Source organism: Chryseobacterium sp. GW823-FHT05E08, assembly GCF_058795655.1.
Genome location: NZ_JBXAHY010000001.1, coordinates 1,258,425 through 1,271,986 on the forward strand (window position 1 = coordinate 1,258,425; position 13,562 = coordinate 1,271,986).

Here is a 13,562-nt window from a genome sequence, read left to right on the forward strand (position 1 = left end):
TTATATAGACATTTGCATTTTTAATTATAATGAAAAGTGAGGGGAAATTTCATTATGATTTTATTAATTTGAACCTAAACTTGTAATGGTGAAAGTTGCACCTTGTGCAATAGTGTAAGATTCATCATCATTTGAATTACATCCAGAGCAATGTCTTGAACCAAAGGTAATGACAGAACCTGCATTTAAGAATATAGTAACCGAACCTCCTCGGTAAGAAGCAGTTGCCGCCTGAATATTACTAACAGAAGTGAGTGTCCAAAATTGTGCTCCATTATTAATATTTATAAGCCAGTTTGACGCATTAGCAGCTTTATTACTGGAAATACCTCCAGCTAAAGCAAATTGATAAAATCCATCTTTCCCTACAGCTACAGTATATGTATTTGTAGAAGGATTCCAACCACCATCATTGGTAAAAACCTGAGAAAAAGCCCATTTATTATATACATTGTCTGCTACTGCAGGTTGTGCCACAGCCGCTCTTCCGGAAGCGACCACTCTGGGAATAAAAGACGTTGTAGTTTGGTTTGCCGCCATAGAAACCCAAGTTGTACCGTCACTGTAAAACATTTGCTTTGTTGTATTATCATATTTCATCGCTCCGGCTCCGGCGACAACTGCTGTTTGGTTGGTGTTTCCGAAAGCTATGGCAGAATTTCCCGTTGCTGATCTTGCATCAAGGTTTACAGCAGGATTTGAATTTCCCACCCCCACCTGCGCAGAAGATATTCCGAACACAGCGAATGAGAAAAGTAGTAGAAATTTGTTTTTCATAATTATTGATTTTTTTGTTTTTATTAAAATTTAATTTTTAAACACGTTTTTAATTATCATTTAAAATTTTTAATTAAAAACATATTTAATTCTGTAAATTTAATTGCAATAAAAACTCTGGCTAAATTTTTTCTGTGGAGAAAAAACTATCATTTGTAGAAAAAATTCTACAAAAATTAAAAATTATGTTAAATGTTCATTGTAAATTTGCAGCCGGATATATCACCAGCAAATGAGGAAATTTTTACTTTTATTCTCCCTTCTACTCATTTCCACGGTTTTTGGTCAGCAGTATTCTTCCACATGGTACAATACTGATAACGGTATGCCTCAAAACAGTATTAAAGATATTGTAAAAGACAAATATGGATTTATCTGGATCTGCACAGACGGCGGAATTTTAAGATATGACGGGCAAACTTTCAACAATTATAAAAACCTTAAGCTTACCAATTTCAGTTTTTCAAATTTTTTAGGAAATGTAAAATCGGATCATATTGTATTACACAATTCTGGGCAGTTTCAATATCTTATTATAAAGGATAGAAAAATTACGATTACCTATAAAAAATCTCCGTTATTAAAAGATGTAACGGAAAGGACTATTTTTAGAAATAAAGATTACATTAATTCTAATAAAAACAATTCTCATAATACCTTAGAATACGGGTTTATCAAGCTTCAGAAAGGAACTTATTTCTTTGACAGTAAAAGTATTATTTACAGGAAAAATTCAGGAAAAGAAAAAATAGTTCCGATCGAGTTTAATCAGGAAGATCAGAAAAATCTTTTTCGCTTTGGCGAATCTTTGTTTTTAAGGGATATTAAAAATAAAAGAATTTTAAAATTTTCTGAGGAAAATATTTTTGTATTTAAATCTGATAATTCTTTGTATCATGATCCTTCAAGTAAGATTTTCTGGCAAGATGTGAATCAACAGAATTTTATTATTAATAAAGGAAAAATTTATCTATCCCAACTTGAAAACGGAAGTCTGAAAACCACCCCAATTCTCGAACTGAAAAATAATGATATTGACATTTCCATGATTTACAGCTTGTTGTATGACAAGGAAAATAATACCATGTACATTGGAACATTGAATAAAGGATTGAATATCATTAAAATACCTTCATTTTCTACCCCAAAAGTAGATCCTACCTTAGAAAACAGGGTACAATATTCGGTGCTTCCTTTTGGAAAAGATAAAATTATCAATTTTCAGGGAAGAGTTTATGACAAAAATTCTTTGATTAAAGATTATCATTTTAATACAGTTGATGAATGGTGTCTTGTTTACGATGAAAGCAATAATATTCTTTATCCAAAGAGTGGAAAACTTTACAGAAGATTTGCTAAATACAATTATGAAAAGCCTGATTCTGTAGACATTGGTAAAAATAATAAAGCCATAGCCATATTTAAAGACAAAGACTTTTATCTATTAAAGCTGGAAGATGCGACACAATTTTATCTGAAAATTTACTCAGATGGTAAATTACAGAATCTTCTTGGGAGTTTTGCTTTCAAATCGGAAATAAGCACTTCAATAGCAATTAATAAAGATGAATTTCTCGTAGGTTGTGACGATAAGTTATACATTACATCGTTATCTAAAAAAACAATAAAAAAATTAAATATTCCCAATCTTTCCTTAAAAAGTACGATTGTAACAGAAGGCGGAAATATTTGGATCCTTACCAGAGGAAAGGGCCTGTTTCTTTATAAAAACAACAAATTTACCCAAATGCCTTTCGACGAAGGCGGTTATTTATCTTATGCCAATAATCTTATAAAGGATTCAAAAGGATATTTGTGGATCTCAAGTAATAACGGATTATTTAAAATTCCTGAAAATACGCTTCTTGAGTATGCAAAAAATAGTACAACAAAGGTTATTTACTATCGCTATACCAAAGAAGACGGTTTTAATATTAATGAATTCAATGGTACAGTTAATTCCTTTACAAAGCTGGATGATGGAGATTATGTCGTTCCTTCCATGGACGGTTATGTATTCTTTGATCCTTTTAAAGTTCCCTCTTATTATCCAAAAGCTGAAAATATTTATATAGAAAGAGCAAAATCAAAAGCTGCAGATTACATTTATTTTAAAGACACTCTGAATCTTGAAAATGATTTTAATTTAGCTTCAGTTTATATCGATATTCCTTATTATTCCAACAACGATAATCTTTATATTGAAACCAGCCTTCAACAAGATGACCAACCTGAAAAATGGCAAAGGCTGAAGGATAAGGAATTTACATTAAGCCACCTTTCTCCGGGAAATTATACTTTAAAAGTAAGAGTTTTGATTTCGCCAGACGGACAATTTGCTTACAAAAAAATATTCATCAATGTTCCGGCGCTTTTTTATCAGACCATTTGGTTCAGGCTTTTGATTTCAATTTTGTTTCTGGGTTTAATACTATTCATTATTCTTTTAAGGACAAGAATTTTAACAACTAAAAACAAACAATTAAAGAAAATTGTGCATCAGAAAAATGATGAATTGAAAACCACGCAGCATCAACTTAAAAATGAATCTGAATATCAGAAAAATCTTATTCAGACCATTAATCATGATATTACAACACCGATAAAATATCTTTCAGCGATGTCTCAAAAATTATCGGAAACAGAGAATCCGAAACTACAAAAACAGTATTTTGATACCATCTATAAATCTTCGGAAGAGCTTTATAAATTTACTTTAAATCTTAAAAATTATACCGAATTATTCAATAATGAAAGTTTGAAATATCAGGAAAAATTCTATTCCATTTTTGATATTTTGGAAACAAAAAGAAAATTATTTGAGGAAATTGCTTCTCAAAGAGGTACCACAATTATTAATAATTCTTCAAAAAATATTAAATTGAACTTCAATGAAAATATTTTAGCTGCTATTATTCATAATTTGTTGGATAATGCGGTAAAAAATACTTCAGGAGGAAACATTATTTTGAATGCGAGAGAAGAAAACAATTCTACGATCATCAACATTTCAGATTCCGGAAAAGGGATGAATGACAAGCTGTTGGAATATTACAATAACTTAATGAATGATATTGAAAACAAGCCTTCTTCATTTAAAAATCATGGACTTGGACTTCATCTTGTGATCCAGCTTCTGAAAAAATTAGATGGAAAAATAAGTTTTAACAATAATATTCCGGCAGGAACCCAAGTGGAAATAATCATACAAAACCTGAGCTAATGCAGAAAAAAATACTCATTGCTGATGATCATTACGTGGTAAGAATGGGAGCTTCTTTACTTTTACATTCAACTTACGAAGATCTGGAAATAGACTTTACCGAAAACTATGAAAATGTAAAGGAAAAGATTTCTGAAACCCGCTATGACCTTCTCATGCTGGACATCGATATGCCCGGAAGTATTTATCTCAACATGATAAAAGAGCTTAAAAATATAGATCCAGATTTAAAAATCATGATGTTTTCCGCTTATGATGAAAAAACAGCTTTGCAATATATTAATGAAGGCGCAGATGGTTATCTTAATAAACAACTAAGTGAAAATGTTGTGGAAGCTGTCACACTTATTTTCAGGCAGGGATATTACTATTCTCAGGAACTTGCCCGTCTTCTCATTTATAACAGAAAGGAAATAAAACCTTTGGAAAATTTATCCAAAAGAGAATTACAGATTTTTAAATTACTTGCAGAAGGCAACGGAAATCTTGAAATCTCCAATGAATTAGATCTTAAAATGTCGACCGTAAGCACTTTCAAAAAAAGAATTTACGAAAAGTTGGAAGTAAAAAGCATTGTAGAACTTATTAAACTTCATGAAAAATATAGTTTGGGAGAAATAAAATAACAAAGAGCTTCATAAATGAAGCTCTTAAAATCAAATCAATATATAAACGAAAATCATTACAGATTTCCTAAATATTGCCAAATAACTTCCTGCTGATTAATTTTGGTTCCTGTATCACAGGTATAACTATTTCCCAGAATCCACTGGAAATATCCTGACGAATCTCCTGCATTGAGAAAAACTACAGAAGAATAGGAAACATTTCTATTCGCATACCCAGACGGCTCCCCTCTGAAAGCAAAAGAGAATCTTATATCATTGGAATTGGTTCCGCCCAAATACGCCAAAACAGGGTTGTATTGCAACACCTGAGCTGTAATTCCCGTACTGATCGTGAATTTGTAGAATCCTGTTTTATCCGCTACAATAGAACCGTCATCTCCAATATTCGCATCTTTGGAATTTAATGCAAACGGAGCTCCGTTAAGATTGATACAAGACGTACCGATTGTTGTTTTTCTTCCTTTTGCAAATACTTCAGGCAAGGTAATAAATGTATTAATTTTCACATCATCCATCATATCCTGCCATTGCGTTCCGTTGAAAACATAGGGAATATCTGCATAAACTTTAATATTATCTGCTGTAGAAACATCACTGTTATTTGTATTATAAATGACTAATCCTGCGGCGGGATTTGGTATTGTTGCAATATCTGTTTTCGAGATCAGTGCTGCATGTGGCAAGATTAATCCTTTATTTGCACTTGCCAGTTCCAGTGCTGCAGAAGGATGAGGATTTGCCGTTCCTATGCCGACTTGAGAAAACATTAAAGAAGCAGTCAGAATAAAGATAAAGCTGAGGTTTTTATTTAATTTTGTCATGATTTCAATTCTTTAAAACTTTTATAAATTTATTCTCCCATATAGATCCATACAACCTGTTGTTCACCAATTTGATCATCCGCAACACAAGTTCCGCCCAAATCCCAGGTAAAGCCTTCCGATGTCTGCCCCTGATTAAGATACACCGAACCCGAAAAATTATTAGACTGCCAACCTCTTGCCCCTGTAGATCCTAATTGGAAAGCATACGTTAACATTCCCGGATATATTGCAGGATTATAAGATCTTCTGAGCATAAACTGTTTAATATTAATAGACCAATAATAATATCCACTTCTTCCCGCAGTAAGCGCGCCAGTGAAAGATACTGTGTTTCCACCTACAGCATTTAGATTCGTCAGTGCAAAATTAGCTGTTGAAATACCTGTACAAGAAGTATCTGTTGTCGTTTTCTTACCGATGGCAACCACACTTGGGAATAAAAAGCTTTGTGAATTGGTGTTGTTTTCTAATAATTCCTGCCACGAATTTCCGTCAAATTTATATAAAGTTCCTTCTGTGATTTGAGCATTTCCTGCCCCCACAGTTGCAGAAGCAATAATTAAAGTTCCTCTTTTAGGATTGGGAATTGTTGTAATATCATTTCTCGACTGTAAAGGAACTTTATTGATCAAAAAACCTTTATTTGTTGAACCAATATCCAGTAAAGTTGATGGATGTGGAGTTGTTGTATTAATTCCAACTTGAGAATATATATTTACAATACCTGTAACGCTCATTAATAATGTAAAAAGAAGTTTTTTATTTTTCATTTTTTCTTATTTTAATTATAATGTACCTCCGATAAATTCCCAAATTACACTCTGTTCCTTTATACTTCCTGTCGATCCGCAAGTATTACCTGTACCAAAAGTCCATTGCCATGGTGGGGTCACTTGTCCTTGTACTAAATATACAATTCCTGATGTGGCAGCTCCCTGATCACTCACCCCACTTCCTCTGAATTTATACGTAAAAGCTTCTAAACCTACTGCAAAAATAAATGGAGCAGTATTGTAAGCCTGATCAGGATTTGCCTGCATATATTGTTTGCTGTACACAGAAAAACTGTAATATCCGGTTTGTGGAGCTGTGAATGCTCCTGCATTTGTAAGTAGCGCTGGGTTACTAATCTGATCGAGAGAAAAATTGGCAGTATTAACTCCGTTACAACCTGTTACAGTTGTTTTTTTTCCGAATGCAACAACTTTGGGTACATTTCCGGTAAGAGTTTCATCCTTTGTACTGAGTTTTTTCCAAATGGTTCCATTGAATTTATATATACTTCCAGCTGTTACAGCATTAATTCCTGTTCCTGCATTTGCTGTCGTGAAAACCATTAATCCGATTGCCGGATTTGGAATTGTCAAAATATCGGTCGTAGATCGTAAAGCTACGGCTGGAAGTTTCAAACCACCTGCTTTAGAAGACTGGCTCAAATCTAAAATGGCAGACGGATCAGGCGTTGCTGTATTAATTCCGACCTGCGCGCTGGCGAGTCCAAAAGCTGTTATTAATAATGAAAAATAAAATCTAGTCATGTTATTGTTTTTACATCCTTACTTTGATTCAAAATATTCTCTTTTTCAAAATTGAGATAAACAAAGAGCCTTTTTCCAAACAAATGGAAAAGACTCCGGTTTTCTCTTGATAAAAATTTGTGTCATTAGTTTTACGCCTGATTTTAGGAATGGGAAGTATTTTTTTTCAGAGCGAAATTATGACGGTTTTGGGGTTTAATTAGAATAGAATCTGTAGGAAGAAAACTATGGTTTGTAGAATAAATACTACAAAAATTTTAGGTTTTGATTGAAAAATAGGATTTCAAAGTTTGCAACTTATTTAAGTCATTATATAATCTCTAAAGAATATAAGAATTTTGTCACAACAAAAGGTATAAACTCCATCTTGAAGTTTATGGGATTTAAATTATTTTATAAGTCGAGTTTGTAATATATACTTAATTTGGTTTAAGCAAATTAAATCATCGATAAAACTGTCTGTATAAACGTTTGTCAAAATCACTGGCGTTTACAGTAATATTTAATACAATATCAAAATTTTAAACAAAAAAAATCCCGAATTAACGGGATTTTAATTTCTTATATTTAAATTTATTTTATCTCTACAGGAACTGAGATTTTATCCCAATCCATTGTGAATCCATTATTGTTTACTTTATAAACTAAGGTTTCCTGTTTTGCTGGTAAAGCTTTTGTTTTTACATCAACACGTAAAGCATCTTTAGCTTCTTCGTATTTATAAGCACCCCATTGTTTTGACTCTTTGTTGAAAACTGCAGTCCAAGTTCCGCTTTCTTTAGGAATTAAGAAAAAGCTATATTTACCTGCAGGAAGTTTTTTACCCTGAACGGTAATATCCTTGCTGGTCTCGAAAGTAGTGGCTTCATTAGCACCTGCACGCCAGACTTTATCATAAGCTACTAAATCACCCCAGATTTTACGTTCCTTAACGGATGGGCTGCTATAAGCTATTGTAACGGTTGCATCTTTAATTTTTCCCGTTGCAGTAGCTGCAGGACTGGCAGGCTTTTTAGTATCCTGTGCAAAGGCATTCACTGAAACCGTCATTGCAGCAAAAAGTACAGTAGCAGATTTAATCATTGTTTTCATACTATTTTTATTTATTTGTTTTTATTATTGTTCGTTTACGAATTTACGGCTTTCGGCTTATAAAACAGTAATCCGATTGCAGAAAATATAATGACTGCAGCTACCCCTATTACGTTAAGCCAAAGGAAAGAAACGATATCAAACTGATAAACGGCAATAACCGCAATTTCCGATAAAATGGCAGCAATAAATACATTCGAACCAGTGATTTTTTTATAGTAAAATGCGACCAGAAAAATCCCCAATATCGGACCGTAGAAAAGAGATCCTAATACATTAACGGCTTCAATAAGGGAACCCATTTGAGTGGCAAACATCGCGACACCGATTGAGAAAACACCCCAAGCTAAAGTATGCAGGCGACTGTACCTCAACTCAGTGGCATCGTCAAGAGTTTCTTTTTTAAATATCAAATGAACATCTTTTAAGGAGCAGGCGGCAAGGGAATTCAGCGCTGCTGAAATTGAACCCCAGCTGGCCAGAAAAATAACGGCAAACAGTAAACCGATCATTCCTACAGGCAAAGTATTTTTTACAAAATACAGGAAAATGTAATTCGTATCCGTTTTCTCGGCATTATAGTTTGAATGATTGATCGCTTCCTCTACCCTGCCGTGAAGCTCTTTTACCTGGGTCTGTGTGCTTTTAAAATCGTGAATTGTTTTGTTAAGTTGTGGAGAATTATTCTCTTTTAACTTTAAAATTTCTTTCGATTCTGCATTAAATTTAATTTGTAAATCCCGATGCTCTTTTTCAAAAACCGCAGCCTGTTCAGGTTTTGTTTCCTTTAAATGTTGGTAAGAGCGTTCGTTAAAATAAATCGGAGCTGGTTTTAGAGAAAAGAAAGCGAAAAGCAAAGCACCAATCAGAAGAATAGCAAACTGCATCGGAATTTTAACCAATCCGTTCAACAGCAAGCCCATTTTCGCATTGGTATTGTCTTTCGCAGTAATATACCTCCCAACCTGACTCTGGTCAGTCCCAAAGTAAGACAATGCCAGAAAAAAACCGCCAATCAATCCGCTCCAGATATTGTATTTATCTTTCCAGTCGAATTCTGTGGTGATTACATTGAGCTTTCCGGATTTCCCAGCGAGATAAAGTGCATCATTAAAACCAATTCCATTCGGCATATTTTGAATAAGTAAATACCCTGCAAAAGCCATTGTTCCCAGAATAATGAGAAACTGTAATTTTTGGGTGTGAGCGATCGCTTTTGCTCCTCCAACATAGGTATAAATCAACAAAATACCACCTGTCAAAACATTCGTTAAGTAAATATTCCAGTTTAAAACGCTTGATAAGATGATACTCGGAGCATAAATGCTGATTCCCGTTGATAAACCTCTGGAAAAAAGAAAAAGCAATGAAGTGAGTACCCTTGTTTTTTTATCAAAACGGTTTTCTAAATATTCATAGGCGGTGTACACATTTAAGCGTTGAAAAATTGGGATGAAAGTGATACAGATCACAATCATCGCCAAAGGCAGACCAAAGTAATACTGCACGAAACGCATCCCATCTGTATAAGCCTGACCCGGAGCCGAAAGAAATGTAATCGCACTTGCCTGAGTCGCCATAATACCTATCAACACAATGTACCAGGGCATTTTATTATCCGCTTTCAGGTAGGATTCGTTGCTTTTTTGGCCACGACCGATGAATACGCCGTAAACCACCACTGCAACCAGTGTAACAATAAGAACTGTCCAATCTATCGTACTCATGCCCAGAATTTAGTGAAGAAATAATAAAATGCGATCTGAACTACTAATGCAGCTGCTAATAGTATGTACCAGGTATTCCAATTTTTAAGTTGCTTGTTCATTAGTTTTTCTGTGCAGATAAAAAGTTTAAAAATAATCTTGCCGCACCAACATTTCCCGCAGGTAATTGTCTGAAAAATGCCAACGGTGTATAAATAAAATTACCCTTCCCATATTTGGCATATAAAGTTGATCCCTGCAAAGGTTCTTCTCCAGTATCGTGCATTTCAAACAGCGGTTCATACGCTGCATCCCATTTTTCGGGGAAATAGGCACCACGCTCCTGTACCCAACCTTTAAAATCATCCGCAGTAATTTTGTTCGGAAAGTTCAGTAATTTATGATTTGGATTTAAAAATTTAACCTCAGCATTTTCTTCAGTAACCCGCTTATTAGCAATAGTAAAATTGTACATTCCCAATTGGTTAACGGTCGTATCCTGATTCGTGTTATACTGCATCACCAAATTACCTCCGGCTTTTACATAAGACCATAAAAAAGGCATCCAGCGACCCAGTTTTTTCTCCGTATTATTGGCACGAACACCAAGTACGATAGCGTCATACTGTGACAGCTTGTTTTGATTAATGTTTCCGTTGGATTGATCTAAGTTGCCATAAAAATCTTCGTCTTTCAAAACATCTACCTGAATTCCTGCAATACGTAAAAACTCTGGAATGAAATCTCTTGCACCTTGTACATAACCCACCTTTTTAACCTTAGACTGAATATCACCTTTCATTACAACTACATTGGCAGGTGTAAAATACTGTAAGGAAGGCAAATGAGGGTATTGAATTAATACCTGTTTTTTGTTATAAGTGACTCCATCTGCAACAAAATTGGCATCCAATTGTAACTGATTTGATTTTATTGAAGCAAGTTTAGTTTTTGGAATAACATAATCAACAGAAAAATCTTTTCCATTAAGTGATTTTAAATCTCCTCCACCTAATCGTTCTCCATTATATAACAAGTTTATTTTTCCATTATTAAACTGTTTATTTGAATTAACCTTAAAATTTAAATTCAAATGCAAATCTTCATTTTCTTTAACTAAATAAAGCGGTTGTGTAAATTTCAGTTCCAATGCAGGAACAATACGCAAGGCTTCAACTACATCACCACGCACCGGGTCTAATTTCTTGAAAGATAAAGGAAGTTTAACCTGAAACTTTTCCGAACCGATTTTTAAACCAAGCAAAACATTCAGTGGTGATTCTGCCTCAGGCAAACCGATTAAAGTATCATTTGGAACAGAGAAAGTGGCCGCGTCTTTGGCTTGTTTTGCCAACCAGTAAGGTTCTGTGAGTGATGCATCTGCAGGAATCTGAATGTCGTGCTGAATGGTAATTAAAGAATCTTTTGACAGTTTTCTATTGAAATTTTCTGACTGACTTAACCATTTTACATCTTCTAAAACGACTGAATTTTCAGCCCTTGAAATCATATTTAATCTGAAATTATAATGATCTCCGGCAACAGCTTCAGCCTGATTGGTAACAGCTTCGCCCATAAATCCGGCACAGCTTAGAATTATGTTGTCGAGAGATTTAAGTTTATCGCTTTTTAGGTCTACATCTTTAAGAGCAGCAACCTTTTTTCGTAAAACAAGCAAAGCTGGCAAACTACGGTCTGGCTCGTTGAAATTGAAAGCGGAAATAATTTTATTTAATGATTGATCAATATCAGCGTTTCCTTGTGAAGTCCAGGTTTTAGTTATTCCATCAAAAAGTGTTGTTTTTGCAGGCTCGCCGATAACATTAGAAAAATATTCAGTTTTAATCCCGGCTACGGATTGTGTTCCCGCACCCTGGCTTTTATGCAAACTTCTGCTTAATCCTGCCAATTCACCATAGCCCATTCCCAATTGTGCATCATATTGCCCAACCGTGACTTTCAGTTGATTTTCTGCAGTCGTATTGTTTTTACCAAATCTGAAAGTATTCCAAAGTACGCGTTTTGGCTGCCATACATTAACATATTTTAGTTGATCTGGGAAAGCATTTTTATCTCCTGCCAGCTTAAAAGCTTTTTCCGCAACCACAGCCGAAGCCGCATGTTGTCCGTGTCCTGCCGCAGCAGTAGGCGGAAAACGACAAATAATAACATCAGGACGGAATTTTCGGATTACCCAAACTACATCAGTTATAATACTATTTTCATCCCATTGTTTAAAGGTATCAGTCGTATTTTTAGAGAACCCGAAATCAATCGCACGGGTAAAAAACTGTTGGGCGCCGTCTAATTTTCTTGCCTCCAAAAGCTCATGCGTTCTGATTAAACCCAATGCAGCACCTTGTTCTGTGCCTAATAAATTCTGACCACCATCACCTCTGGTTAAAGACAAATAGCCCGTCTCTACATTTTGGTCGTTGATTAACCAGGAGAGTAACCCCGTATTTTCATCATCGGGATGAGCCGCAAGGTATAAAACTTTAGGCAGGTGTTTCAGTGTTTTGAGTTCGCGGTAAATTTCAGATGATTTAGATGGCCGAACTTGTTGAGCCGAAAAAACCGTATACAAGCCAAGAATAAATACAGTGCTTACTTTTTTGAACATATGAATTTGATTTGCGGGGCAAATATAAGTAAATCGGTTTTATTTCGATATTAAAAGGAAAAAGCAATCAGCAACTCTGAATATTCTATTGTATTCTTCTTAAAATCTTTATGTTAAGGTATAAGATCATCAAACGAAATTAGTATCAACTATATTAATTTTGATTGTTTTTAATATTTAAAATTAAAGACAAAAGACGCTAACATTTAAGTAGCGCCTTTTTTAAAGTTGATCGATTATATTTATCCGTCCAAGGATTAGTCTAATAATTCACCCATTCCGAACACGGTTAAACCTTTACCAAACTGTTCTGCAACGGCTTCATTGGCGGCATTAATATATTCTCCTGTTATAGGATCAACAACGGTTCTCAGAGGTCTTTTGCCTTTTTCGGTAGCAATAAGTTTTACAATGGCATCTGCAACATCCTGAGGATTGGTTTGATGACTCTGAATAAGTCCGCCAAGTGCAGCCATCATTTTATTAGGAATATCTGCAATGGCGCCATATCCTTCAAATACAGCCTGATCTGAAGCATAAGTTGTTTTTTGCGACATTTCAGTTGGAAAAGCTCCCGGTTCCAGAATGGCAACATCTATTCCCAGACGTTTCACTTCGTAATGTAAACCTTCGCTCAGTCCTTCCAGACCAAACTTCGACGCTGCATACACTGTTGCAAAAGGAAAAGAAACCCTTCCAAATCCACTGGTCACATTAATGATCAACCCATCCTCCTGTTTACGCATGGCCGGCAACACCTGTTTAATGAATCTCCAAGGCGCAAAAACATTCACATCGAACATTGCCTGAACATCAGCAGTTGTAAAGCTTTCAGCCACGCCATGCATTGAAAATCCTGCGTTATTTACGAGTACATCGATAGAACCTTCTTTAGCAATAATAGTTTCTATAGCTTGATTTACGCTTTTGTCATCAGTAAGTGTAACGTCTAAAACAGTTATGTTTTCAACTGCTGAGAGTGCTTTTGCTTTATCTGCATTTTTGCCCTCGGTATCTCTCATTGTTGCGTAAACCTTATGACCTAATGCTGCGACGCTGTGTGCAGCCAGCCAACCAAAACCACTATTTGTACCTGTAATCAATACTATTTTTTTGCTCATCTTTTTATTTTTTAAATGATTAATGCAAA

10 protein-coding genes are annotated in these 13,562 nt (G+C 34.7%); 2 read left to right on the plus strand and 8 right to left on the minus strand.

The genetic code is table 11. The features are described from left to right. Nucleotides 1–63: 63 nt before the first annotated feature. Nucleotides 64–777 carry a hypothetical protein gene (locus AC1Q7L_RS05795; RefSeq protein WP_492306791.1) on the minus strand — a complete coding sequence of 238 codons (714 nt, stop codon included), beginning with the start codon at nt 775–777 and terminating at the stop codon, nt 64–66. Between the two features lie 232 nt (nt 778–1,009). Between AC1Q7L_RS05795 and AC1Q7L_RS05800 the strand changes: the two genes are divergently transcribed. Then, nucleotides 1,010–4,000 carry a sensor histidine kinase gene (locus AC1Q7L_RS05800; RefSeq protein ID WP_492306792.1) on the plus strand — a complete coding sequence of 997 codons (2,991 nt, stop codon included), beginning with the start codon at nt 1,010–1,012 and terminating at the stop codon, nt 3,998–4,000. Continuing rightward, nucleotides 4,000–4,626, plus strand: a complete 627-nt coding sequence (locus AC1Q7L_RS05805; RefSeq protein WP_492306793.1) for a response regulator transcription factor — start codon at nt 4,000–4,002, stop codon at nt 4,624–4,626. The genes AC1Q7L_RS05800 and AC1Q7L_RS05805 overlap by 1 nt, the downstream gene beginning before the upstream one ends. 56 nt (nt 4,627–4,682) lie before the next feature. Here the strand turns inward: AC1Q7L_RS05805 and AC1Q7L_RS05810 are convergent, their stop codons facing one another. The 7 genes from AC1Q7L_RS05810 to AC1Q7L_RS05840 form a co-directional block, all read right to left on the minus strand. Next, complete coding sequence (locus tag AC1Q7L_RS05810) at nt 4,683–5,450, minus strand: phage tail-like protein (RefSeq protein WP_492306794.1); 768 nt, start codon at nt 5,448–5,450, stop codon at nt 4,683–4,685. Between the two features lie 29 nt (nt 5,451–5,479). Continuing rightward, complete coding sequence (locus AC1Q7L_RS05815) at nt 5,480–6,223, minus strand: phage tail-like protein (protein ID WP_492306795.1); 744 nt, start codon at nt 6,221–6,223, stop codon at nt 5,480–5,482. Nucleotides 6,224–6,238: 15 nt separating this feature from the next. After that, on the minus strand, nt 6,239–6,991 hold the full coding sequence (locus AC1Q7L_RS05820; protein ID WP_492306796.1) for a phage tail-like protein: 753 nt from the start codon (nt 6,989–6,991) through the stop codon (nt 6,239–6,241). Nucleotides 6,992–7,564: 573 nt separating this feature from the next. Continuing rightward, entirely contained in the window at nt 7,565–8,083 is a 519-nt protein-coding gene (locus tag AC1Q7L_RS05825; protein WP_492306797.1) for a DUF2911 domain-containing protein, read from the minus strand. Between the two features lie 35 nt (nt 8,084–8,118). After that, nucleotides 8,119–9,810, minus strand: a complete 1,692-nt coding sequence (locus AC1Q7L_RS05830; RefSeq protein ID WP_492306798.1) for a sodium:solute symporter family protein — start codon at nt 9,808–9,810, stop codon at nt 8,119–8,121. Nucleotides 9,811–9,910: 100 nt separating this feature from the next. Beyond that, complete coding sequence (locus AC1Q7L_RS05835) at nt 9,911–12,412, minus strand: PIG-L family deacetylase (protein ID WP_492306799.1); 2,502 nt, start codon at nt 12,410–12,412, stop codon at nt 9,911–9,913. A 257-nt stretch (nt 12,413–12,669) separates the two neighbouring features. Next, nucleotides 12,670–13,533, minus strand: coding sequence for an SDR family oxidoreductase (locus AC1Q7L_RS05840; protein ID WP_492306800.1), 864 nt, complete (start codon nt 13,531–13,533; stop codon nt 12,670–12,672). Nucleotides 13,534–13,562: the final 29 nt, after the last annotated feature.